22 protein-coding genes, 1 other RNA gene and 1 riboswitch are annotated in these 24,075 nt (G+C 36.4%); of the genes, 7 read left to right on the top strand and 16 right to left on the bottom strand.

Annotated features, from left to right (window positions below; genetic code table 11):
• Nucleotides 1–13: 13 nt before the first annotated feature.
• From zwf to D8M04_RS05070, 7 genes are all read right to left on the bottom strand, one after another.
• Nucleotides 14–1,489: a glucose-6-phosphate dehydrogenase gene (gene zwf, locus D8M04_RS05040; protein WP_121521826.1), complete on the bottom strand. Its 1,476-nt coding sequence runs from the start codon at nt 1,487–1,489 to the stop codon at nt 14–16.
• A gap of 269 nt (nt 1,490–1,758) precedes the next feature.
• Nucleotides 1,759–2,307 (bottom strand): NADPH-dependent FMN reductase, encoded by a 549-nt coding sequence (locus D8M04_RS05045; RefSeq protein WP_121521827.1) that lies wholly within the window; start codon nt 2,305–2,307, stop codon nt 1,759–1,761.
• A 312-nt stretch (nt 2,308–2,619) separates the two neighbouring features.
• Complete coding sequence (locus D8M04_RS05050; protein WP_121521828.1) at nt 2,620–3,108, bottom strand: spore coat protein; 489 nt, start codon at nt 3,106–3,108, stop codon at nt 2,620–2,622.
• Nucleotides 3,109–3,413: 305 nt separating this feature from the next.
• The gene (locus tag D8M04_RS05055) at nt 3,414–4,607 is read right to left on the bottom strand and encodes a glycosyltransferase family 4 protein (RefSeq protein WP_121521829.1); all 1,194 of its coding nucleotides are present in this window, start codon (nt 4,605–4,607) and stop codon (nt 3,414–3,416) included.
• Nucleotides 4,608–4,933: 326 nt separating this feature from the next.
• On the bottom strand, nt 4,934–5,710 hold the full coding sequence (locus tag D8M04_RS05060) for a 3-hydroxybutyrate dehydrogenase (RefSeq protein WP_121521830.1): 777 nt from the start codon (nt 5,708–5,710) through the stop codon (nt 4,934–4,936).
• 19 nt (nt 5,711–5,729) lie between these two features.
• Nucleotides 5,730–7,013, bottom strand: coding sequence for a GntP family permease (locus D8M04_RS05065; RefSeq protein ID WP_121521831.1), 1,284 nt, complete (start codon nt 7,011–7,013; stop codon nt 5,730–5,732).
• Nucleotides 7,014–7,164: 151 nt separating this feature from the next.
• On the bottom strand, nt 7,165–7,491 hold the full coding sequence (locus D8M04_RS05070; RefSeq protein ID WP_121521832.1) for a nucleoside triphosphate pyrophosphohydrolase: 327 nt from the start codon (nt 7,489–7,491) through the stop codon (nt 7,165–7,167).
• A 430-nt stretch (nt 7,492–7,921) separates the two neighbouring features.
• On the opposite strand from D8M04_RS05070, the gene D8M04_RS05075 reads away from it, so the two are divergent.
• A complete protein-coding gene (locus D8M04_RS05075; RefSeq protein WP_121521833.1) occupies nt 7,922–9,286 on the top strand; it encodes an MFS transporter in 1,365 nt (454 codons plus the stop codon).
• Between the two features lie 259 nt (nt 9,287–9,545).
• Here the strand turns inward: D8M04_RS05075 and D8M04_RS05080 are convergent, their stop codons facing one another.
• Genes D8M04_RS05080 through D8M04_RS05090 form a run of 3 tightly spaced genes read right to left on the bottom strand, consistent with a single transcriptional unit; the run spans nt 9,546 to nt 12,626 of the window.
• Complete coding sequence (locus tag D8M04_RS05080; RefSeq protein ID WP_121521834.1) at nt 9,546–10,568, bottom strand: NAD(P)/FAD-dependent oxidoreductase; 1,023 nt, start codon at nt 10,566–10,568, stop codon at nt 9,546–9,548.
• Between the two features lie 22 nt (nt 10,569–10,590).
• Nucleotides 10,591–11,613, bottom strand: a complete 1,023-nt coding sequence (locus D8M04_RS05085; protein ID WP_121521835.1) for a FecCD family ABC transporter permease — start codon at nt 11,611–11,613, stop codon at nt 10,591–10,593.
• On the bottom strand, nt 11,613–12,626 hold the full coding sequence (locus tag D8M04_RS05090; RefSeq protein WP_121521836.1) for a FecCD family ABC transporter permease: 1,014 nt from the start codon (nt 12,624–12,626) through the stop codon (nt 11,613–11,615). Before D8M04_RS05090 ends, D8M04_RS05085 begins: the two co-directional genes overlap by 1 nt.
• 122 nt (nt 12,627–12,748) lie before the next feature.
• Here D8M04_RS05090 and D8M04_RS05095 point away from each other — a divergent pair, with 122 nt between their 5' ends.
• Together D8M04_RS05095 and D8M04_RS05100 are read left to right on the top strand one after the other, a co-directional pair.
• Nucleotides 12,749–13,711, top strand: coding sequence for an ABC transporter substrate-binding protein (locus D8M04_RS05095; RefSeq protein ID WP_121521837.1), 963 nt, complete (start codon nt 12,749–12,751; stop codon nt 13,709–13,711).
• A 154-nt stretch (nt 13,712–13,865) separates the two neighbouring features.
• A complete protein-coding gene (locus D8M04_RS05100; protein ID WP_121521838.1) occupies nt 13,866–14,675 on the top strand; it encodes an ABC transporter ATP-binding protein in 810 nt (269 codons plus the stop codon).
• Nucleotides 14,676–14,776: 101 nt separating this feature from the next.
• Here the strand turns inward: D8M04_RS05100 and D8M04_RS05105 are convergent, their stop codons facing one another.
• The 5 genes from D8M04_RS05105 to D8M04_RS05125 all read right to left on the bottom strand — a co-directional run bounded on the left by D8M04_RS05105 (nt 14,777) and on the right by D8M04_RS05125 (nt 19,737).
• The gene (locus D8M04_RS05105) at nt 14,777–15,733 is read right to left on the bottom strand and encodes a nucleoside hydrolase (RefSeq protein ID WP_121521839.1); all 957 of its coding nucleotides are present in this window, start codon (nt 15,731–15,733) and stop codon (nt 14,777–14,779) included.
• A 16-nt stretch (nt 15,734–15,749) separates the two neighbouring features.
• On the bottom strand, nt 15,750–16,682 hold the full coding sequence (locus tag D8M04_RS05110) for a nucleoside hydrolase (RefSeq protein ID WP_121521840.1): 933 nt from the start codon (nt 16,680–16,682) through the stop codon (nt 15,750–15,752).
• A gap of 201 nt (nt 16,683–16,883) precedes the next feature.
• Nucleotides 16,884–16,981: riboswitch (purine riboswitch) on the bottom strand.
• Between the two features lie 330 nt (nt 16,982–17,311).
• Nucleotides 17,312–18,400: a class III poly(R)-hydroxyalkanoic acid synthase subunit PhaC gene (phaC, locus tag D8M04_RS05115; protein ID WP_121521841.1), complete on the bottom strand. Its 1,089-nt coding sequence runs from the start codon at nt 18,398–18,400 to the stop codon at nt 17,312–17,314.
• Nucleotides 18,401–18,437: 37 nt separating this feature from the next.
• The gene (gene fabG, locus D8M04_RS05120) at nt 18,438–19,181 is read right to left on the bottom strand and encodes a 3-oxoacyl-[acyl-carrier-protein] reductase (RefSeq protein WP_121522372.1); all 744 of its coding nucleotides are present in this window, start codon (nt 19,179–19,181) and stop codon (nt 18,438–18,440) included.
• Between the two features lie 103 nt (nt 19,182–19,284).
• Nucleotides 19,285–19,737 carry a poly(R)-hydroxyalkanoic acid synthase subunit PhaE gene (locus tag D8M04_RS05125; RefSeq protein WP_158595080.1) on the bottom strand — a complete coding sequence of 151 codons (453 nt, stop codon included), beginning with the start codon at nt 19,735–19,737 and terminating at the stop codon, nt 19,285–19,287.
• 247 nt (nt 19,738–19,984) lie between these two features.
• Here D8M04_RS05125 and phaQ point away from each other — a divergent pair, with 247 nt between their 5' ends.
• The 4 genes from phaQ to D8M04_RS05145 all read left to right on the top strand — a co-directional run bounded on the left by phaQ (nt 19,985) and on the right by D8M04_RS05145 (nt 23,273).
• Nucleotides 19,985–20,401: a poly-beta-hydroxybutyrate-responsive repressor gene (phaQ, locus tag D8M04_RS05130; protein ID WP_121521843.1), complete on the top strand. Its 417-nt coding sequence runs from the start codon at nt 19,985–19,987 to the stop codon at nt 20,399–20,401.
• Between the two features lie 127 nt (nt 20,402–20,528).
• Nucleotides 20,529–21,041, top strand: a complete 513-nt coding sequence (locus D8M04_RS05135) for a hypothetical protein (protein ID WP_121521844.1) — start codon at nt 20,529–20,531, stop codon at nt 21,039–21,041.
• Between the two features lie 431 nt (nt 21,042–21,472).
• Nucleotides 21,473–22,213 (top strand): 3-oxoacyl-[acyl-carrier-protein] reductase, encoded by a 741-nt coding sequence (gene fabG / locus D8M04_RS05140; protein ID WP_121521845.1) that lies wholly within the window; start codon nt 21,473–21,475, stop codon nt 22,211–22,213.
• 592 nt (nt 22,214–22,805) lie between these two features.
• Nucleotides 22,806–23,273, top strand: a complete 468-nt coding sequence (locus D8M04_RS05145; protein ID WP_121521846.1) for a DUF2975 domain-containing protein — start codon at nt 22,806–22,808, stop codon at nt 23,271–23,273.
• A 336-nt stretch (nt 23,274–23,609) separates the two neighbouring features.
• On the opposite strand, the gene ssrA is transcribed toward D8M04_RS05145, so the two are convergent.
• Nucleotides 23,610–23,972, bottom strand: a transfer-messenger RNA (tmRNA) gene (ssrA, locus tag D8M04_RS05155).
• Nucleotides 23,973–24,075 lie beyond the last annotated feature (103 nt).

The raw sequence follows: 24,075 nt of genomic DNA on the forward strand, positions 1-24,075 counted from the left end.
GTTTAAGCTATTATTAAGCTTCTACGAGTTCTTTTGTTGGTTTATCTAAAAGCCAAGTAAATCCATTTTCTTCTAGCAAGCGATATGCTGATTCTGGCCCGTTTTTTCCAGCTTCATAAAGTTCAAGCGAAATGATATCTTCCTCAAAGGCCTCTAATACGGGCTGAACCCATTTCCAGGCTAACTCTACTTCATTCCAATGGGCGAAGAAACTTGAATCCCCACGAATGGCATCATAGATTAACAGCTCATAGCCGTCTGGAACATCTTCTTGGTTAGAAGTATAATCAAGATTAATGGATTCCATTTTGCTATTTACTGGATTCTTACTATTTAAGTGGAAGGTTACAGATTCATTTGGGTTAATTTCTATCACAAGTAGATTAGGATCCGTACTTCCATATAGGTCATTTCCATTGTTCTTGAACTCGACGACAATACGAGTCGATTTTTCCTGCATTTTCTTTCCTGTCCGTATAAAGAATGGAACTCCTTGCCAATCTGGATGATCCACCCATAAACGGGCAGCTATAAACGTATCTGTTTTAGAATCAGCGGGAACTCCCGGCTCTTCTTTATATCCTTTAACGAGCTGATTATCTACGACGCCAGCAGCATATTGTCCCCTAACGATTTGTTTAGAAACATCTTCTTTTCTTAACGGGCGAAGAGCCTCTAATACCTTAATCTTCTGCTTGCGAATTTCCTCTGCTTCCAACTTCTTAGGTGTCTGCATTGCAGTCATCATTAATAATTGAAGCATATGATTTTGGAACATATCTCTTATTGCCCCAGCAGTATCATAATAGCCAGCTCTTTTTTCCACTCCAACGGTCTCACTTGCAGTAATCTGCACATTTGCAATGTATTGATTGTTCCAGAGTGCTTGCAAGACAGGATTTGCTGATTCTAAAGCTTCCAAGTTTCGCACCATCGGCTTCCCGAGGTAGTGGTCTATCCGATAGATTTCTTCTTCCTGGAAGGCATTACTTAATTTTCGATTCAGTTCACGTGCTGACTGTAAATCATGGCCAAATGGCTTTTCGATAACGAGCCGCTTCCATCCATTTGTTGTTCCTAAGCCACTTTCTTTAATGTTCATTGCAATGATGTCAAAAAAGGCTGGAGAAACGGAAAGATAGAATAATCGATTTTCTGGAAGCCCTAAAGCTTCTTCTCGTTCCTTGACTACCTTCAGTAATTGTTGATAATCTTCTGGATTTGCAGCATCAAGCTTGCTGTATCTTATCGTGTTTAGAAAAGCATCTAATTCAAATTTGTTTTTTGGTTTATTCCTTGAAAAGGTAAGAATAGATTTTTCGACACTTGCTTGAAAATCGCTAGCTTTCATTTCTCTTCGTCCTAGCCCAATGATGGAAAAGGAAGAAGGCATTTTCTGTTCAATAAATAAATTAAAAAGTGCTGGGTATATTTTACGATTGGCCAAATCACCTGTTCCACCAAATAAAACAAAGGTCATTTTATCCATACAATTTATCTCCCTTGCTTGCATTAAAATTTTTCATAAAAGATATCTTGGTATTTCACCACCTTATATTATGTATAAATAATATATTACAAATTGATTTATCTTTAATTCATACTAAATTTTACTACTTGTTCACTAATTTGTCAAACTTTTGATTTTGTTAATTAAAAAATATTATATTAATTTAGTTTTAAGTAAAAACAATTGTGTATGAAATAGAAAAAGAGTGTCCTAAAATGATTACGGGACACTCTTTAACGGTTAACCAATTATTGGTACTTCTTGATTAATTCCACAAATTCATTTACAAATCCTTGCAGAAATTCAAGTGTACCTTCTGTTAATTTTCCATTTTCATCTAATAATTCATGCACTGATCCAATATATGCCTCTGGTTGTTGAACAACTGGCATATTTAAGAATGTAAGTACTTGACGTAAGTGATGGTTCGCTCCAAATCCAGCTAAAGCACCTGGTGACTGACTGATTATTGCTGCTGGTTTACCACCCCAAACACTTTCTCCATATGGACGTGAAGCGACATCAAGAGCATTCTTTAAAACTGCTGGGATAGAACGGTTATACTCAGGTGTTACAAATAATACCGCGTCTAATTCTTTAATTGTGTTTCGGAATGCCGTATATTCCTGAGGTGTTTCTAAGTCTCCCTCAAAATCTTGATTAAACAATGGAAGGTTTCCAATTTCAACAAATTCTGTTTCATAACCTTCTGGGAATAATGATGCTGCATTATTTGCTACTTGCTTTGAAAAAGAGTCTTTGCGAAGACTGCCGACAATAATTCCAACTTTAGCCATGAGATTCATCCATCCTTCGTTTTTTATTTTGAATTCGAGATAATTATAATCAATTTAGATTTTATTTACAATTTAAATGCTCATATTGTAGATTAACCATATCTACCCATCTCATGCCTCATTCAAACTAAAGCTAGAAAGTTTTTAATAAATCGTCTACAAGACTTACTGTTGCTAAACACAAAATAAAGGTGCATTTTCTCCGCTGTAAAATGCACCCTAAATAATAACATCTATGATTCTCTGATGTATAAACTAATAAACACTATGAGTTAGTCCTCTGATAAATGTTCCAGTGAAGAAACTAATTATTTAATAATTCATTTTGAGTGCTTTATTTGCAAGTTTAATATCATTTTGTAATAATTTCTCCAAATCATAAGAAGGATAGTATCCTTTCTTATACATAAAAGCATAGACCATTCCATGCGTCTCAATTGCTCTTTGTAATTGTTTGTTTAACGTATCCCTTAGGACAGGTGTTGCAGTTTCCGTTATTGCAATAGAATAATTTCGAACGGCTGTTTTTGCGAACGCTAGTAAATCTCCGGAAAAGAACCCTGTATCAAGATTTCTCAAATCTTCTTCATCTTCATCTCTTGGTGCAAATGAATAAAATTGAAGTAATTCCTGTAAATTCATTTCAATACCATTGATCGTATGCTGATAAATAGATTGCAGTTCTGCATCCTTAACCTCTGGATAAAACTTCTTTAACTTCATTAAGGCAATGGATTGAAAAGCCACAAGTTCATGTAAATCAAGTGTTTCATGCCACGCTAGGTGATTAGGATAATCCATTTCAATAACTCCTTTAACTTAGTTATTTGCACTATATTCTTTTGTATAAAATTAGTGACAAATCCACTAATAAAAGTTCTCCCTTTCACACAATAGTTCTGTATAAAACTAAAGATAAAAATAAACTAGAGAAATTAATAAAGAAAATCTGAACTATAATTCCAGCTTCTTCAAATAAGAATTAGAAATAGTTCAGATTTTCCTTATACCCATATTCTTGAGATGGAAGATTAAGAGTTTATGGAAGGAATAGCCCCTTGGTTCAGAACATTGAATATGCGAGGAACATAGACATAATTGTCATATCACTGAACCTTTTGGACAACCTCTTCCACAATCTCTCTTCGTTTAAATGTCGCAACTGTATCTTGGTAAATACCTTCTATTTTTCTTGCAAAAGCTATGGATGAATAAGTTAATGCTACTCTCTCTCGAGCATTGTAAGAGAGTCTTCTATATTCCTCATCTTGAAAGAGCAAAATAGATAATTTATCTGCAAAGTTTTCATAGCTATTATATTGCCATCCATTAATCCCGTCCATGATAACATTTTCCAAGCACATATCCTGTCTGCAAAGGGCGGGAAGCCCATTCGCTAATGCTTCTAAGTAAGTAAGCCCTTGGGTTTCACTAGTTGACGCACTAACAAAGATATCTCCTACTTGATAATAATAAATAACCTCTTTAGAAGGAACCATCCCTACAAAAATTACCTGATTTGAAATTCCCAGCTTTTGTACATATTTCTCTAAAAAAGCTCGATTAGGACCATCGCCAACAATTAATAATAAAATGTTTTCGTCATTAAATTTATATACAAAATACAGAATTTCCTCAAGTCTTTTTTCTTTGGCAAGTCTTCCTACAAAAAGAAGAACTTTTTTGTTAGGCGGAATACCTATTTTTTGTTTGAGCTTTAACTTTCCCTTATCTTCTATTCTTTTATCAAACAGCCCCAAATTTATCCCTGAAGGTACAACATGGATCTTCTGACTGACCCCATATTTAATCAGCAAAGATTGTACTTTTACTGTAGGAGCAATAACGCCCGAAGTGTGCTTTAGAATACTTTTAGTAAAGACCTGTGCCACTCTTTTCCCCCATTTTTTATATGGTGAGAAATAATGGGTGTAGTCCTCGTAAATAGTATGATAAGTATGGACGATTGGAACTTCAAGCTTCCTTGATAAGAGCTTTGCCATCTGAAAAGTACTGAATTCACTTTGTGAATGGATAACATCTGGCTTCCAACCGATCACTTTCCTTAGGTACACATTGTCAAAGGGAAATGCAATTCTAGCACCTGGATAAAGTTTATTAAGTCCCAATGATCCAATATAAATGACATCGTCTTTTTCGAACGATCTTTTTTTGCCTGATAATGTAAGTATCTTTACTTCATGCCCCATATTTATCAATTCTTTCCGTAATGTCATCACAGATGTCACGACTCCATTAATAACTGGAAAATAACATTCCGTAGTAATTAATATCTTCACATGAACTCCCCCTACTTAAACAAGAAAACATAATTAATATCTGTATTTCCGTTTAGGTAAACATTATACTTTTATAAATATTCTATTATTATTTTAGTTTATATTATTATAAACTAAATAGGATGAAAGAAATTTAAATTTTTCTTTATATTTATAAGAAGATTTATTCTATGTCTAGTTCATTTTTATAAATATATTACTAAACTTTTCACCTTTTTACACTACAGAAACGAAGCTGCTCGTTTTTATTATGATAGAGTCATATTTAACAAAAAACTCTGCTCAATCGTTGAGCAGAGTTTTCACGAAATCTCGTATTTATCATTTTATTGAGCAGTATAACCGCCATCAATTACTACTGCTTGTCCTGTTACACTTCTTGCTTTGTCGCTTGCTAAGAACAGAGCATAATCAGCAATCTCGCTTACATCCAGTAATTTCTTTTGTGGTACTTGAGCTAAGATTACGTCTTCAAGAGCGCGTTCTTCAGGGATATTTCGAGTTTTTGCTAAATCAGCAACCTGGCCACGAACAAGTGGAGTATCTACATAACCAGGTGCAAGGGCATTTACTGTAATTCCATGTTTAGCCCCTTCTAGTGCTGCTACTTTTGTTAATCCAATAACCCCGTGTTTCGCACTGTTATATGCTGCTTTACCAGCAAATCCGATTAATCCATTTATAGAAGCAACATTGATTATTCGACCCCAGCCTTGCTCCTTCATAATCGGGAAAACGGTTTTTGTAAGAATGAATGGGGCAGTTAGCATAATCTTGATCATTTGTTCAAATTTAGCTGTTGGAAACTCTTCAAGTGGAGCTACATGTTGTAATCCAGCATTATTGATTAGAATATCGATTCGACCATATTTTTCTTTTGTTTTATAAACTAAATTTTGCAGATCTTCTTCACTTGTTACATCCGCTTTTACGCCAATAGATTCATATCCAAGTTTATTCAGTGATTCTGCTGCTTCTTTCACGCCTTCTTCATTTATATCAGAAAGAACCACTTTTGCACCCTCTGCAGCAAAGTGTTCTCCAATTTCAAAACCAATTCCTCGAGCAGATCCTGTAATAATTACAACTTTACTTTCAACCATATTAAATTCCTCCTATTTTTTATACTAGGCCCATTGCGCCCATAATAATTCCTACTATTAATGCAATTGTAGGGATTAGTAATGCAACAACAAATACGTCTTTATATGTTTCTCTATGGCTAAGTCCAGTTACAGCTAATAATGTTAATAGTGCTCCGTTATTTGGTAAGATGGAAGCTCCTGATGCAACAGCCGCTATCCGGTGAAATACATCTGGGCTGATACCTGATGTCTGTGATAATTCATAGAAAGTATCACCCAAGGCTTCAAAGGCAATCCCCATACCGCCTGAAGCTGACCCAGTCATCATTGCCAAAACCTGAACGGCTAATGCTTCCCCAACTAGTGGGTTGTCTGAGATTCCAACTAGCATTGTGGTGATATCATTAAAAGCAGGAACAATCGCGATCACGGAACCAAACCCAACAGCAGCACTTGTATTTAAAATCGCCATTACTGAACCCTTCCCACCCTCGTTAATTGCAGGGACGAACTTCTTGTATTTCTTTATGTTCAAGAGCATAATAGCTATATTACCTAGCAGCAGGGCATATAAAGCTTCCACTTTTACAATATTTAAAAACACCACTACCACAATCAGCGGGATAATTGAAATAAACCAATTTGGTAAATCAGAATCATTTTCGTCTTTATCCTCCGAATTTTCTGGTTCTGTAAATGTATCTCCTTTTTCTGCTAGTTTCTTCTGTCGGTAGGCCAACCAGAGATATCCACCAACCGCCATAATGAGCGTCGTCACAATCCCAATGAAGAAACCAGATGTGGGAGTTGTGGAAAAGTATTTCATAGGGATTAAATTTTGAATCTGTGGTGTACCAGGCACCGATGTCATCGTGAAAGTAAATGCTCCGAGGGCAAATGTTGCCACTAATAACTTTCTAGAAACATTCGCTTCCCGAAACAATTCAAGTGCAATAGGATAGATTGCAAATACGACAACGAATAAACTTACACCACCATATGTTAATAAGGCCGCCGCAATTAGTACGCCTAGAATTGCCTTTTTCTTCCCTATTAACTGGGTTACTTTCAGAGCTACTGATTTCGCTGCACCCGTTTTCTCCATTAAAGTCCCGAAGACTGCACCTAATAAGAAAATTGGAAACCAGCTTTTTACGAAGTCAACTAAACCTTGCATATAAGTATTGGTATATGTTTCATATACATCTAATCCACTTAATAGGGCAACAACACCTGATGCTAATGGTGCGACCCAAATAATCGACCATCCAAAATAGGCGAGCACCATTAAGATGAATAATCCAATAAAAATACTTACCACTCGAACCCACCTCATCTATTAATATTAGTAATTTATAAAAGGCTATATCTTATTTTTACAGAATGGGTTTTAAAGCACTTCTTCTAGTTATGCATTAAAAATACTGATATGCTCTTCATCATCTGTTACGAAACAAATCAAATCATTTTATCTAATCTTCTACTTCTAAAAGAAACACTTTTTCCTCATAGCCACCACGTTTTTCTAACTTATTAGATTGAATCCTTTCTACTTCTTCCATGGATGATTGATGAACATCCTCCACAAGCGTATTTATTATTTCTAGTATATCTGCCAGTTCTTCCAAAGCATTTTCTTTCGTTGCTGCCTGTAGATATTCTTCCACTTCTTCAAGTAATTTTTTCTTAAGCTCCAATATATATCGGTCTTGATTCAGTGTTTCCGTTTTACAATCTTTTCCAGTGCTCTGGATAATTTCCGGGATGCGATCACGTACGAGTTTATTAAATGTTCGCATAGGCACCTCCTTTTGCTCGTTAGTTACCTATTTCACTTTTCTCTGAAAGTTAAACATCAAAATTGGAATAATAGTCATAGTGATAGTTACGGCAGCTACCCTCTCTTTATGCACAAACATTTCAAACAGGAATTAAGCTATTCTTATACACAAAAAATAAAGCGCCATCATCATCTAGCACGCACCAAACTCATTCAATATTAACGTTCTTCTAATCATTCATTAAGGGTTTGCTAGATTCACTCTCTTTAATATTTCTCAATCTAATCTATCCTTCATTTTCTCTGCTTTCTAAATTACTTGCCCTAAATTTTCTACTTTTTTATCAATAATTTATTGAAAACGCATACAATCTCTGTTATATTTAACAGTATATTTTTCCGAATAACAACAATATATAGAATATTATCTGCATAAGGAGGAATCTCTAATGAAGAAAATAAATCCAGAAGAATTGATTGCCACAAGTAAATTTAATCGGTTTCATCTCCAGTTAATATTCTGGGGGTTTATCATAATTCTATTTGATGGCTATGACCTTGTTGTATATGGCACGGTTGTTCCAGTATTGATTGAGGAATGGAACCTAAGCTCCGTAGAAGCTGGTGCGATGGGTAGCTATGGTCTATTTGGAATGGTATTCGGGGCCATCGTACTTGGCATGCTAGCTGACCGTTTTGGAAGAAAAAACATTATGATTCTATCTGTCTTCTTGTTTAGCTTTTTCACGATGTTATGTGGATTTACAGACAATCCAACTTCTTTCTCTATCTTTCGTTTTCTCGCTGGACTTGGATTAGGCGGTGTTATGCCTAATGTTATTGCATTAAGTACTGAATATGCACCCAGCCGGATAAGAAATATAGTTGTATCAATTGTTTTAGTTTCGTACTCGGTTGGAGGTATGTTAGCCCCTCTATTTGGGATCACATTAATGCCTTCACTAGGGTGGGAAGTCGTTTTCTGGATTGCGGGTATTCCCCTATTATTAATTCCTTTTATATATAAAAAAATGCCTGAATCAAGTTCTTATCTTATTCGAAAAGGAAGGGACAAGGATTTGATCCGTATTCTTTCAAAAGTGAATCCAGCTGTACAATTACCGAAACATGTGGAATTCTCGAATGACGACCATCTGAAAACAAAAGTACCATTTGTCGGTTTATTTCAAAACAAACGAGCAATGAGCACCATTTTATTTTGGACAACCTATTTCATGAGTCTATTAATGGTATATGGTTTAAATACGTGGCTGCCAAATCTAATGATTGAAGCTGGCTATGGATTGAATTCTAGTCTAGCCTTCCTTATGGTGTTACAAGGTGGATCCATTATTGGTACGATTCTCATAGCAAGATTAAGTATGAAATACGATTTCAGAATCATGCTCGCCCTTTTATATGCGATCGGCGGGATTGCCATTACCCTTCTAGGGTTTGGCGGGAATTCAATGTATATCTATCTTTTAGTAGGTATTGCTGGAGCAAGTTCTATTGGGGCGCAGCATTTGATACAGGCCTATGTTTCCCAATATTACCCACCGGCCATTCGGTCGACTGCACTCGGTATCTGTTCTGGTATCGGTCGCTTCGGAGGAATGCTCGGTCCGATGCTCGGAGGATTCCTATTAACGACAAGCCTGCCAGTTTATATGTATTTCCTAGCCTATGCCATTCCAGGTCTCATTGCAGCGATTGCATTAAGTATCGTTCCGGGAAATAGAGCTTATGGCAAGAATGATGCTGATTTTAAAGATAACGAATTGCTGGAATTGGAAGGTAGAATAATACAGTAGTAAGGATTTTTGTGCCCCGTCTATGTCAGATATAGATGGGACTTATTTTTCCTAGCTAGTTAGGGAGTAACTATGTAGCTGTTCCATTGGTTCCTGTCACCACATAAAAATAAAGAAATTATTATAAATAGAGCTGCTCTTTCGTACGCTCTAAAACACTACTCGGCAAATATCGGAAGTCTGTATCTATAATAGTTAGAAATGATTGAGTTCCATAGGCAAAAAAGGAACTGCTCCATACCCACAGTTCCTTCTCCGTTCATTTTCTTTTATTATTTTTTATTAACGGTTCATAATGTGTCGAATATAAATGTCCAATCGCTTCCTTTGGTGATATAAATTGTTTTGCCCCGTTCACGGCGATTGGACCTTCATTAAATCCACCGGCGATTAGACTTAATTTATTCGGATAATCAGCAATATCACCAACAGCAAATATTCCTGGAATGGAAGTAGACATGGCATTGTTCACCTGAATCATATCCTCATTCATGTTCAATCCCCACTCAGCTATAGGCCCTAGATCAATATGGAAACCATGATTGACAATTAATGAATCTAACATGATTTCTTCTACATTTGGAGAACCAACTTTATTAATAACAACACTTGTAAGCCTGCCATTTTCTCCATTTATTTTCACAATTTCATATGGAAATAGTACATTCACGGATGACTTCATCAATTTCGTAAGATTACTTTCAATTCCACTAAAATTAGATTTGCGATAAATTAATGTAACTTTATCAGCTATCGGCTCAAGTTCGTTTGCCCAATCAACAGCACTATTTCCTCCCCCAGAGATAAGAACTTTTTTGCCTTTATAATCAGAAATTTTTTTGATAGAATAATGGAGGCTTTTCTCTTCAAAATCGACTGCATTCGGAATAGCCAGTTTTACAGATTTTAATGTGCCAAATCCAGTTGCCAATATTATGGTTTTTGTGTAGTGCTTGGATCCATTACTACTATTCAATACAAATGTACCATCATGAAGCCTTTCCATTCCCTCTACCTGTTCACTTAAAACTATTGTTGGATCAAAAGTCATCGCCTGCTCAATTAAATTTGCCGCTAATTGTTCACCAGACAATTGTTTAATTCCACCAATATCTCTGATCATTTTTTCCGGGTAAAAATAGGAAACCTTACCACCGAGATAAGGCAAATACTCAATAATCTTTGTTTTCATTTCCCGCATGCCGCTATAAAATGCTGTAAATAATCCAACAGGGCCTCCGCCAATTATGGTTACATCAAAAATTTCGGGTTGATTTGGCATAGCATTTCTCCTCCGTTATCTTCTATTTGGACTTCATTAGTAAGTAAACAAAATAAGGTACACTTATAATAGCGACGACAATCCCTACCGGAATTGTGGTTGGTGCCAACACATTTTTTCCAATGGTATCAGCTACCATCAACAATAGAGCTCCAATAAGCGCGGAAATTGGAATAATATATTGATGCAATGGTCCAATTAACTTCCTTGCGATATGGGGGACAACTAAGCCAAGAAAAGCAATTGCTCCTCCAGCTGCAACGGATGCTCCAGCTAACGCTACAGCAATAAGCAATAGTACACTTCGCTCTCTTTCAATACTTGTACCAAGCCCAGATGCAAGATCATCTCCAAGATTAAACACATTTAACGCTTTCGCTTTTTGCAGCGCAACAGGAATAAGGATAAGAATCCAAGGCAATAGAGCTACTACATAATTCCAGTTTGCATTCCAGATATCTCCGGATAACCAAACTGTAACCTGTCTATAATTTTGTGGATCCATTTTTAACTGAAGAATCGTTAAAATTGCACTAAATGCAGCATTGACCCCGATGCCGACAAGGACCAGTCGAATCGGAGTGACGCCTCTTTTCCATGCTAATAAATATATAATGAAAGCGGCAAAAATCGCTCCTATCAGTGCAGCAAAAGGCATAACATATGCCGAAAGTGCGCTGGTTGAAGGAATTATATCCTGAAAAAAGAAAATAAATAGGACGATGGCAAGCCCTGCTCCAGTGTTTATTCCCAGAATACCCGGATCAGCAAGTTCATTTTGGGTAATCCCCTGCAGAATTGCTCCCGATACAGCAAGACCTGCTCCGATTAATAATGCCAAAATAATTCCTGGTAAACGGAAATCAAAAAGAACAAGTTCCTGTCTATCTGTTCCAAGATTAAATAGCGTTTTTACAACCTCTAAAGGAGAAATTTGTATAACACCCGTACTCAAACTAATAAAAAACATACTTATAATAAGTACAATCAATATTGCAAGGATTAGCATAAAACGTTTTCGCTTCTTTATTCCAGATTGTTGCATTATTTGCCACCCCTATTCCCTCTAGCTAAGTAAAGGAAGAAAGGAACACCAATCAAGGATGTGATTGCCCCAACAGGTGTTTCAAACGGTGCGTTAACCATTCTCGCTGCTAAGTCTGACAAAACGAGTAATAAAGCTCCAAATAAAGCGGATGACGGAATAATCCACCGATAATCTGTTCCCATAATAAAACGTGTAATGTGCGGCACAATTAAACCGACAAATCCAACTGCTCCAGCAATAGACACGGCAGCACCTGTCAAAATCAACACAGAAAAAATGCCAAGAATTTTTATGTACAGATTATTTTGTCCCAAACCTGTTGAAATGTCATCCCCTAAGCTAAGCACAGTGATGGATTTAGAAATAATTAATGCAACAATTAAACCCACAACTCCCGACAAAAGAAGAATTCGTACAGATGTCCAACTTGTCCCATCCAGTCCTCCAGCTAGCCAAAAACCCATTTCCTTTTCCAACTGAAAATGTAATGCAAAAATCGAAGAAATGGATCGGAGCATCGTTCCAATTGCTACCCCTGCTAAAGCAAGCTTGACTGGAGTCAATCCACCTTTAGAAAATGAACCAACCATAAAAACTAACGTTACAGCAGCACCTGCTCCAATAAAGGAAGCAGCAGTTAAGCCCAAATTGGATACAGCAGGGAAAAACGCAAGCATAATAACGAGTGCAAATGCAGCTCCATCTGTAACACCCATGATAGAGGGCGAAGCAAGCGCATTACGAGTCATCCCCTGCATCACTGCTCCTGAGACCGCTAAGAAAGCACCTACTAATGCTGCTGATAGCGCACGGGGCAAGCGGATTTCCTGGATAACTTGGTGTGAAGTCAACTCAGGATTAAAATTTATAACTGCTTGCCATACTATTTTTAAATCGATATCTGTGGAACCATAAGAAATGGAGATAGCTATCGAAAGAAAAATGGCAAAGAATGCTGTAAAGTTAATAATCGTTTTCCAGATTGCTGAATGATTAATGATTGAGCGCATGGTTCTCTCCTAAATTATTCTATATCATTATTAAAAAACTTTATTTACATTAGATTGACTTTTTAATTGATACTGATTATCATTATCGTTAGATATACATTATACCATAAAGGGGAGTTATTATGAGCGAAAAAAATAGAAAAAAGTTCCTTTTTAGCCTGCTGATAGCTTTATTACTTGTCCTATCTGCTTGCGGAAATGATAACGCTTCACAGGATTCTGGGACTAAAGAAGAAAACCCTGCTGAAAAGTCTGAAGTTACACTTGATTCCGAGATGGGAGAAGTAACCATTCCAGCTGATGCAGAGCGTATTATCGCACCTTTCCATGAAGATGCCTTATTAGCACTCGGCGTGACTCCAGTTGCAAAATGGGCTATTGGAGAAACGTTACAAAATCATCTAGAGGATCAACTTAGCAATGTTCCAAAAATAGAGTGGACAATGCCCTTAGAACAAGTACTCAGCTATGAACCAGACCTTATTATTCTAGAAAATAACTTGGACAGTTACGAAGGTACTTATGAAGAGTATAACAAAATTGCCCCTACTTATATTATGACAGAAGAAACGACTGGTGACTGGCGCAAGCAAATTGAAACATTTGGCAAACTGCTTGGTAAGGAACAAGAAGCAGAACAAGCTATAACCGGCTATGAAGAAAAAATAGATGAAGCAAGTGCTCAACTCGATGAAGCAATAGGAGATGAAACCGTTGCAGCCATTTGGGTGATTGGCGGCCAGTTCTTTTTATTTGAAAAAGACCGACATAGTGCAGAAGTTCTTTACTCTGAGCTCGGTGTGAATTATCCATCACTTGTTGAAGATCTTGGAGAAGCTCAAGCTACATGGGACCCCATTTCACTTGAAAAACTTTCCGAGCTTGATGCAGATCATGTTTTCCTGCTGGCAGCTGAAGGTGAGGAAGGTTTAGAGACGTTAGAAAACAGCGATGTATGGCAAAGTATTCCGGCCGAACAGAACGGAAATGTATACGTGTTGAATAAGCCGGACAGCTGGACAAACACTGGATTACATGCATCTGAACAAACCATCGATGCCGTTTTGGATACTTTAGTAAAATAATGTATACATGCTGTTCCTGTATTCAGGGACAGCATTTTTTGTTCATTTTCATAGCTAATTGAAAATAATTATCATTGACTATTTAGATGTAAAGAAATACAATTAAGATATATATTTACGGTTTTAGATGCAAGTTTTTAGGGGAGCGATTCTAATGCAAACGTTAACAGCGAATAATTTGACACTTGGGTTTGGGGATAAAATTATCATAGATGATTTAGATATTGCCATCCCAAAAGGTGAAATTACGGTATTGATTGGTCCAAACGGGTGTGGCAAGTCCACTTTATTACGTTCTTTAGCTCGACTACTAAAGCCGAAAGACGGCAATGTCATCTTAAATGGTGAAGATATCGCCAAGATGCGGACAAAGGAAGTAGCAAAGAATCTTGCAATATTGCCACAAGGTCCAGTTACACCTGATGGTTTAACTGTTTATGAACTTGTAAAGCAAGGAAGGCATCCTTACCGGCAATTCATCAAACAATGGTCAAAAGAAGATGAAGCAGCTGTACAGCAAGCTCTTGCATCTACTAATATGCTCGATCTCATTGATCAACCTGTTGATTCTTTATCTGGTGGTCAACGCCAGCGTGCCTGGATCGCCCTAACACTAGCACAGCAAACAGATCTTATTTTATTGGATGAACCTACCACATATTTAGATATGACACATCAGATTGATGTTCTGGACTTATTATTTGAATTAAATGAGAAAGATGGACGTACGATAGTCATGGTATTGCACGATTTAAACCTTGCAAGCAGATACGCTCATCACATCATTGCAATAAAAGATAAAAAAGTATTTGCACAAGGCAAACCAGAAGATACCATCACAAGTGAGCTTGTACATGATGTTTTTCAAATGAAATGCAATATTGCCTGTGACCCAATATTTGGAACTCCTATGTGTATCCCACATGGTAGAGGTAACTGTATATTTGCTAATATTAAACAATAATTAAATAAACTATTAAAAAACCTGTTCATAATCTTTAAGATTTGAACAGGTTTTTTGTTTAGTTAATCAGAAAATGGATGATCCCTTTACGAATCCTCCCCTTACTGTATAGAACGCAATACCTCAATTAACATCCCTTTGAATCGATTCCGGTCAATTTCTTCACAGACTCGAACATTCTTAACACGTTCCAAACGATTATTTACATCTACTAGACTGTAACCTCTAGTCAGTTCACCTACTGTTTCCACATCTACATGATATAGATTGGATTTGGTCATAATTTCTTCATTTGCTGCAACAGCAGCCAGCAATGTATCTGGATGCGTCGTGCCATTTAATTTGTGAACACTCTTGTTAAATTTCATCACAACTTTATTAATATCTTTAAAGAACTCAGAACCAGCTGTTTTTAAAGCTTCAATGTGCTCATGATCTTGATCATCCATAATGGAATATTGCGTGCACATTTCCCAACCAACCATTGTCATTGGAATGCCTGATTGAAGGACAATTTTAGCTGCTTCGGGATCGACAAAGAAATTGTATTCTGCACTCGGTGTAATATTCCCTAATGCATTATTTGTTCCACCCATAATGTATAGGTGAGGGATTTTAGGAACAATGGTTGGATCCTTTTTAATCGCCATGGCAATATTCGTCAGTGGTGCAATCGCCAATAAATGAATCTCCCCAGGGTTGTTGTGAACTGTTTCAATCAGAAAATCGACGGCATGTCCTTCAGCAGGAGATTGAAGTGCTTTTTCAAAAAACGAGTCCCCCATACCATCCCTACCATGTACATCTTCAACTGTACGGTGCTCCTTATTACCAAGTCCCATTAACGGACGCTCGTGTCCTTTGTAAACAGGAACTTGGCCACTTCTCCCAGCTACTTGAATGGTATAAAGGGCATTTTCTACCTGCTGATCAAATTGCACATTTCCACCAGTAATCATAATACCTTCCACTTGAAAATAATGAAGAGCGGTTAATATTGCAATTGTATCATCGCCAGCAGTATCCGTATCGATAATCACCCGTTTTTTATTTAACATTTCGAATTCCCCTTTACTAGTTTTTTGCCAATTCAGTCATATAATCAAAGAACCCATCACGATTCACATTGTAAACAACATTCACGGGACGGCCATCTGCAGTTTCAACTGTGCGACCTTGACTTGGACCATCGGTGTGAACCATGCAGTCAATGGTTTTTACTTTCACAAGATCTGGACTGCCAATAAATGTGGTTGTTAATACATCCCACAAATAGTATGTAGAGTTCGTTGAAAAGTGAACAAGTGGTGGTACCATCGCATAACATTGGCCAAGAAAATCGACCCCAATATTTTGGCGTTCTTTCGCCCAGCGCTCACGTACATCTATAGTTAACGGTACTTGGTTCGTACTTTCAAGAGCTACTAAATCAATTTCTATGCCGGTTTCCCATACACGGGCAGCTGCTTCAGGATCCCAAAATACATTCCATTCCGCTGTTCCATCATGCTCTGGTTCATGTACGTTTCCTGCTTCACGGAATGTACCACCCATCCAAACAAGTCTTTCTATTTTCTCTTCCATTTCAGGAGCTTCATCTAATGCACGAGCAAGATCTGTAAGAGGTCCTGTAAATAATAAAGTTGTTTTATCTTCAGTTGCTAAAACTGTATCTATTAAATGAAGATGTGCGGGTTTATCCGCTACTGGTGTTACAACTTTTCCTGATTCATTTAAAATCGGAAGTGCATCAACATAAAATGCATGCATACGCCAGTCCTTTGGAAACGGATTTTTCCCTCGAGAATTTGACTCTGCTACGTCAAGACCCTCATAACCAAAGCGGTCAATAATTTTTCGACTCGCATACATTGCTGGTTCTAAATAACAATCTGCTGGAATAACTGACACACCTGTGAGTTCCACATTGTCCATCTTTAGTAATAAAAAGAGCGAAACAAGATCATCTACTCCGCCATCATGATTAAAATAAATTTTTCTTTTCATTATTTTTTTCCCTTCTCGGTTTATTAATATGTTTGAGGATTCACATAACAGTTTTAATGTCGAATAACTTCACATTTTCTAAATACGATGAGCATGCAGCTTACTTGATAGCTTATGCATTAATAATATAAAAACGCTACAATGATTACCGGAGCGTTAATTAAGGTATGTGTTAATAAAAAAGATGAATGGAATGTTTCTTTCACTTCACACTTACCTCGTAGTCAAGCCTTTTACAGCTTAGAAGAATCTCCTAGGCCATACCCCAGTATTAGACGATGTATCTTATATAAATCTAATTTAGAATATCAAAAAATCGAGGTTACTTCAACTAAATCACGAAAGTTATTATTTTTCACCATATATATTATTCGGTTTTTCGACCACTTAAAGGGTTATTCTTCCCTTTTCCACTTTAAATTATAATTATTTACCAAATCTCTGCCAAGCTTAACAAACTTATAATTTGAGACAAAACTTCTTAAATATCTTTCTATCAAAATTTATATTCGCATTTTCATTTTTACTTTCTAATTAGTACCCATATCCTTGTTTGTAAACAAAAAAATACCCCCAATCGGTAATTGTATATACCAAACATGGGGGTACTTCTATTTAAAATCATATTATTAATGTGAACGGACTGATAACCATTCCTCGATTAGAGGATAAGTAGTTCTAGCAGCTTTTTTGCCTACAGTTACAGAAACATGCCCAGCACTAAGAAGTTTAAATGTTTTATCTTTACTGGAGATTTTGTTCATGAGCTTTTCTGTTTGGTTTGGAATTGCAATATGATCACGATCCGCTGCAATGTTAAGAACATTTGCTTTGATATTACTTAATTTAACCTGTTGTCCACGAATATATAATTCATCATTAATCAATTTATTTTGCTGATAGAATTCACTGATCCATTGTCTATATGCTTCACCAGGAAATGGTACACCGTCTGCAACCCATTTTTGCAAAAGGCTCCAGTTTTTAACAAACTCATCATCATCTGCTCGATCAGCAAGTGAAACAATAGGCCCCAAATAGTTGGTAATTGGTTTTAGTAACTTATTTCCAAAATCTATTGTTTCTGCAGGTACATTCCCAAGTGTATCTACCATGAGGTCTAAATTAAAATACCGTTCGTCCAGCCAATTCGTAAACAAACCTGCATCACTAAAATCAAATGGACTTGTCATAAATACCAAGTTACGAATTGGTAAATGTGGATTTAGCGCTGCAGTTATAGATGTCAATGTTCCACCAATACAATAGCCAAGTAAGCTGATTTCATCTTGACCAGATTTCTGAAGTACTTTCTTGATAGCTCGAGGAATATAATCCAACACATAGTCATCGAATTTCATATGACGGTCTTCATAACCTGGTGTTCCCCAGTCTAACAGGTAGACATCAAAACCTTTATCTGTTAAATACTCTACTAAACTGCTGCCAGGTGTCAGATCTAAAATATATGGCTTATTAATTAATGCATAAATCATTAATAGTGGTATGCTTTTTGTCTTTGTTTTGTTTGGTTGATATCGATATAGCTTTGCTTTATTTTTTGTCCAGATTACTTCCTTAGGTGTTTGACCTACCTGAGGTTCTGGTTCCTTTGTGAGAATATTCAATGCTCGCTGATAACGCTTATAACTCTTTTTATACTCTTCGGGCATACCGTCAAGTAACGTTTCCATTGATTCTGTTGGTGTATAAACCATCCATCATCCTCCTCATAAATAATCAAACTTAGAGGTCTTACATATATAAGCCTCCATTTACATTAATGCATTGGCCAGTCACATAACTATTATTTGCTAAGAAAATCACAGCATCGGCAATTTCAGATGCTTGACCAAGACGTTTGGTAGGAATAGCAGAAATCATATTATCTAGTACATGCTCTGGCATTGCTTCTACCATATCGGTTTCAATAAATCCAGGACAAATAGCATTTACTGTAATCCCTTTTTTAGCAGTCTCTAATGCGAGAGATTTTGTAAAACCAATAATTCCAGCTTTAGATGCAGCATAATTTGTTTGTCCAAAACCTCCAGTTTGACCAATAATAGAGCTGATATTAATGATTCTTCCATACCCTTGCTCAAGCATTGGATGGATTACTTTTGAAGTTGTATTAAATACACTGTTGAGATTCACGTTTATCACTTCATTCCATTCTTCTTGACTTAGTTTTTTAAACGTCCGATCTCTTGTTATTCCAGCATTATTAATTAGAATATCAACTTTTCCGTAGGACTTTATTGTCGATTCCACCAAGTAACTAGCATCGTCAATATTTGATACATCGGCTTGCAAGCAGGCAGCTTTCCCTCCGAATTCCTCAATCTCTTGCACGACTGCATTTGCCGACTCAACACTAGAGTTGTAATTAACTACCACCTGTACGGCATTTCTTGCCAATTCTTTTGCAATCACTGAACCAATACCACGAGATCCGCCTGTTACAATTGCTACTTTTCCTTGCAGCTTTGAAGTAATCTCTTTCTCAACCTGTGCATTTAAAATAGTTGCCAATGTATTTACCTCCGTTTTTAATAATTATGGTCATAGGCTTTTCTATTGTACCTATATGTAAAGTTCGTTATTTATTCTCTGGTGCTGGTGTTGTTGGTGTTGAGGATGCCGATCCACTTTTTTCATTATCAGACAATGCTTGCAGGATCTGACTCATTTTCTTATCTAACCTTGTAAAACTTGTTTTTAATTTATTGATTTCTTGAAGTACTTTTTGATCAGAAGTAGCTTCATCTATCTTCTCATCTAAAATTTCCACTTTTTCTTCTAAATTAATTACTAGGGAGGCAACACTAGAGATTTCTTCACGAGTTGGTATATTTAATTGCTTTAAATACATCTCCGTTGTACTCTGAATTAATTTTTGATATTGAAGATATCCATTTTGTACCTGTCCCAATAATTCAGCATATTCCTCTTTTCCAAGCGTTTCATGAATCGCTTCGCTAAAATTATTCTCTGTTTGCTCATAAATTGTTTTCCATAGTGCAAATGGATCTATTATACTTTGATTTGTCACAATCCTGCCTCCTGAATAGTTTATTTGAAATTATTCACCTACTATACTAAAACAAGTCAACGATAATTTGGGAAACTTTCGTACGTAAAATTACTACAATATTCTACACAATTTGATAAATTAAGATGATTTTTTTAAAAAGAATAGAAATTATTGCGGAAAATTTTTGAATAGTAAGGTGTTGACATTTTTTACATATGGGTGTAAATTACATATAGATGGTTATATTATATTAGAAGGTGATAAGATGACATCTAAATCAAACAGTGAGGATCAGAGGTACAAAGAACACGGAATGAATACTCCGAAAAACTTTATGATACCAGTGCTTCTTCTACTATTAAAAGATTGGAATGCACATGGGTATGAATTAATGCACAAACTTACAGAATTCGGATTTCAGTCTGTGGACAAAGGTAATTTCTACCGAATCCTTCGTCAACTCGAAAAAGATGACTTAGTCCATTCTGAATGGGATACTACGTCATCAGGCCCAGCCAAAAGAATTTATTCTATAACAAAGGCGGGCGAGAATTATTTAGGCATTTGGGCAAACACATTAGGTGAATATCAGAAGATGCTAGACCAATTTTTCAACATGTACAGTAATCTCTTCTCCCCAACCAGTTTCACATCCAAGCGAGAAGATAACAAGAATGAATAGAACCACTATCCAAGACAAGTCACCAAAAATGATTAGACACATAAACGAAAATTTCTAAGCGTTTATGTTCTATTGCTAAGGTCTCCAGGCTTTAGTAAATATAAATTATTTTATGGAGGGATTTTAGATGGCGGAAAGAAAAGGCAGTAATAAGTCAGCAAATGAACAAATGGTGGATAGTATTTGGGGATTTTGGTTGAATCCAGGTGAAATTTTTGAGAACGTAGAGTTTCAAGCTTTAAGAAACATTGAAAATCAAAAGAAATGGATAAACGGAACACGTGACCAATATACTCAGCTTGAGGATAACACAAAAAAACTGGCAACAGATTGGAAAACAAGTGCGGCATCTTTCTTGGCGAATAATAATGCCTATGCAGAGGGAGATTACCAGGAATGGTTAAATAAACTCGAAGAAGTTGGACATAAATCTTATACGATTGCTTTCCTGCCTGGAAAGACTACTCTTGATATTCTTTCAAAATCAACAGACCAATTAGAAGAGGCTACTGTAAAAGCGATTGTTCAAAACAAAAAGACACGCGAAGAAGCAACAAAAGTATTTGAAGGTTTTGTAGAGCAATGGAAGCAAACACAAAAAGGAATGTTAGAATTTTTTAGCCCTAGACCGAGTGCATAGAATAACAGGATAAATGAGAAGGGATTAAAGCAGAAACTTAATAAGGAACCTATTTGGTTAGAATGAAGCTTATCAAAAAATGGACCTGTTTTGGAGACCTGCTGCTTTTCCCTTCTTTTTTAATGCCGTTAATTTTCTAAATAGTTTGTATTTATGGCGTGAGTCATTCTTAATACCTGTATCTTGAACCATCTTTTTGCTAGTTTGGCAACATCTATAGCCACAGTTATATCACTATACCAGATCATTCTCATAAGTATTGACACTTTCTAGAAAAATAAAAGAAAGGGTCAAGCAACTTCACCATAAATACAGATTACAATGTTGAATAGTATCTTTTGTTGCATAAGCGCTACGAATTAACAGAATGGTTAAGGATAATTTAATTTCTTCTCATGGGTAATCATCATGAATAAGTAGGAGGAAAAAATTTGAGATTAAAAGATAAAGTTGCTGTTGTTACAGGGGCGGCCAGCGGTATTGGTGAGGCAACTGCAAAGAAATTTATCTCAGAAGGTGCCAAACTTGTTCTTTTGGATTTGAAGAGAGCGGATGTTGACAGAGTTATGTCTGATATCGAGAATCTTGGTGGCGATTGTATTGGAATAGAAGCAGATGTAACAGATCGCGAAAAAGTAGATGAATTATTTCAAACTGCGGTAGATCATTATGGGCGAGTTGATGTTGTTATCAATAATGCTGGAATAACACAGGATGCAAGGTTAGTAAAAATGACGGAAGAACAATGGGATAATGTGATTGAGGTAAACCTAAAAGGGGTCTTTAATGTTTCACAGGCTGCTGCCAATGTGATGATAGAACAAAAAAGCGGTGTCATTCTCAATGCATCTTCAGTTGTCGGCATATATGGTAATTTTGGTCAAACAAACTATGCTGCCTCAAAATGGGGTGTGATTGGCATGACTAAGTCATGGGCAAAGGAACTAGGGAAGTATAATATCCGTGTTAATGCAATTGCGCCAGGATTTATCTCCACACCAATGGTAGAAAAAATGCCTGAAAAAGTGAAAGAAATCATGAAAAACAAATCTGTTCTTAACCGCTTAGGAAAACCTGAGGAAATCGCTGCTGGTTATGCATTTTTAGCCTCAGATGAAGCTCAATATATTACAGGAACAGTTTTGAGTATTGATGGTGGGACAGTGATTTAAGTTCACTGAATATTGCCTCAAACTTAGTCTGAGGCTGCCAGATACAACACTATATTAAGAATTACATGATTTATATAAAAACACCCCCGAAAGTTGGGTTTTTTACTCTAGCTTTCGGGGGTCTTTACCTATTCGCAAATTGTGAGTAAGTGTTTTTTATTGATATAAAGCCATTTTCTGAATTTATTAATAAAAATTCCACGTATTGTAACATAAAATTAGCACTGTACAATAGCCATTGTACAGAGTGTTTTTAGTGCGATTTGGGGTACTAAGAATTATAATGAAAGAAGGGTTTAATTTTGCGATTTTTAGAACCAATAGATATGAATTTGAAAAAAAGTAGATTGGGAAGTTTCGCAAAAGACCATTGATTTAGTCAAATCCTACTCAGAATACAAATTTAACATTTTAAAGTAAGAGCATTTCTTTGTAATGAGAAATGCTTTTTATTTTTGTCAAAATTAAAGGGATATTTAAATAGGATATTTAAATAACAATAATAATACAATAAATAACAATATGTATTTATTGTGAAACAATAAACTATGTGTTAAATTAATATTGTCATTAAATAATCGAGGTGCTTAATATGAATGTACAACGAGGTTCAACCACTTTCTTAAAGGTAATAATTTTTCTGATTGGATTTGCAGTGCTTGCCGTGTGTATAGTTTTGTTGCCTGAGGCAGCCAGAAGAGATGCGATAGAGCGCCCGGGTGATTATTCGCTATATCCACTTTTGGTATGTGCATATGGAATATGTATTACGTTTTCTGTGGCATTGTATCGAGTATTTAAACTTTTAACCTATATTGAAAAGAAAAATGCTTTCTCTGAGTTATCTCTTCAATCTTTGGAGGTAATAAAAAAATGCACTTTTACTGTCATTTTCTTCATTTTTCTAGCAATAGTTTATTTAAGGGTGCATGCTCAATACACAGGTGATGATGCAGCAGGTCCAATATCTCTAGGTCTAATGGGCATCTTGGCAACAAGTATCATCGCAGCCATTGTGGACGTACTTCAAAAACCTATAAAGAATGTCTTAAATTCATAGCCAAAAAACAATTAACATTTTGAAATATACTAGAGGTGTTTTTATAAAGATAGCAACCACATTATTTTTGAAGATAGCTGTTATTCTCATTGAAATTCCGGTTCTCACTTTTTGCATATTTCTGGTTTCTGAACCGGCAGATCCGGTAGCGGATTTCTTTGGGGTTCATTCCATAAAATATATCATTTTCATCTTTTTATATGGAGGGGCATTACCTTTTTACTTCGCCCTTTAGTTAGCAAAACGAAAAATAAGCGTAACTGAGCTTTCAAAGAGGGCTGGAATTACTATGGCGGACAAGTCACAAAAACACAAAAAAACCACCAACTTATGTATTGGTGGAGACGGTGGGAATCGAACCCACGTCCAGAGATAACGCCACTCAGGCTTCTACACGTGTAGTTGATATATTATCATTCACCATTTGTTCAGCCTACCAACAGGCTTCCCAAAGGCTAGTCTGATTAAGTTCTTCCTTCATCCTCAGACGGTGGAATCGGAAAAAGCCTGCTTGAGTTTGAGACCCTTCAATCTACCACACAGGCGATGGTAGGAAGGATCCTAAAGCAGTGCTTACGCAGCTGCTAAAGAGTAATTGTTTTCTTTGCCAGTTATATTTAGGCGAGTAACGTTTTACGAGCCGTAACCTCGACGCGCAACCTGAGCTCGAACTATCCCTGTCGAATCCGTAACGTCCCCATAAAAGGAAAACGCTCTGGAATAGCACTGAGCTTTTGCCACTTATTTTGTGGTGACAATTGTTATTATAACACAGCTGTAGACAAAATCAAGTGATGGAAGG

Origin of the sequence: Oceanobacillus piezotolerans (assembly GCF_003665065.1) — a bacterium.
GTDB classification, from domain to species: domain Bacteria; phylum Bacillota; class Bacilli; order Bacillales; family Amphibacillaceae; genus Oceanobacillus; species Oceanobacillus piezotolerans.

Coding starts and splice junctions, on each gene's coding strand:
- D8M04_RS05100 (WP_121521838.1), top strand. CDS start 13,866: ATGCAAACGTTAACAGCGAATAATTTGACACTTGGGTTTGGGGATAAA.
- D8M04_RS05095 (WP_121521837.1), top strand. CDS start 12,749: ATGAGCGAAAAAAATAGAAAAAAGTTCCTTTTTAGCCTGCTGATAGCT.
- phaQ (WP_121521843.1), top strand. CDS start 19,985: ATGACATCTAAATCAAACAGTGAGGATCAGAGGTACAAAGAACACGGA.
- D8M04_RS05085 (WP_121521835.1), bottom strand. CDS start 11,613: ATGCAACAATCTGGAATAAAGAAGCGAAAACGTTTTATGCTAATCCTT.
- D8M04_RS05145 (WP_121521846.1), top strand. CDS start 22,806: ATGAATGTACAACGAGGTTCAACCACTTTCTTAAAGGTAATAATTTTT.
- phaC (WP_121521841.1), bottom strand. CDS start 18,400: ATGGTTTATACACCAACAGAATCAATGGAAACGTTACTTGACGGTATG.
- D8M04_RS05045 (WP_121521827.1), bottom strand. CDS start 2,307: ATGGCTAAAGTTGGAATTATTGTCGGCAGTCTTCGCAAAGACTCTTTT.
- D8M04_RS05110 (WP_121521840.1), bottom strand. CDS start 16,682: ATGAAAAGAAAAATTTATTTTAATCATGATGGCGGAGTAGATGATCTT.
- D8M04_RS05070 (WP_121521832.1), bottom strand. CDS start 7,491: ATGCGAACATTTAATAAACTCGTACGTGATCGCATCCCGGAAATTATC.
- D8M04_RS05075 (WP_121521833.1), top strand. CDS start 7,922: ATGAAGAAAATAAATCCAGAAGAATTGATTGCCACAAGTAAATTTAAT.
- D8M04_RS05135 (WP_121521844.1), top strand. CDS start 20,529: ATGGCGGAAAGAAAAGGCAGTAATAAGTCAGCAAATGAACAAATGGTG.
- D8M04_RS05090 (WP_121521836.1), bottom strand. CDS start 12,626: ATGCGCTCAATCATTAATCATTCAGCAATCTGGAAAACGATTATTAAC.
- D8M04_RS05080 (WP_121521834.1), bottom strand. CDS start 10,568: ATGCCAAATCAACCCGAAATTTTTGATGTAACCATAATTGGCGGAGGC.
- D8M04_RS05050 (WP_121521828.1), bottom strand. CDS start 3,108: ATGGATTATCCTAATCACCTAGCGTGGCATGAAACACTTGATTTACAT.
- D8M04_RS05105 (WP_121521839.1), bottom strand. CDS start 15,733: ATGTTAAATAAAAAACGGGTGATTATCGATACGGATACTGCTGGCGAT.
- zwf (WP_121521826.1), bottom strand. CDS start 1,489: ATGGATAAAATGACCTTTGTTTTATTTGGTGGAACAGGTGATTTGGCC.
- D8M04_RS05060 (WP_121521830.1), bottom strand. CDS start 5,710: ATGGTTGAAAGTAAAGTTGTAATTATTACAGGATCTGCTCGAGGAATT.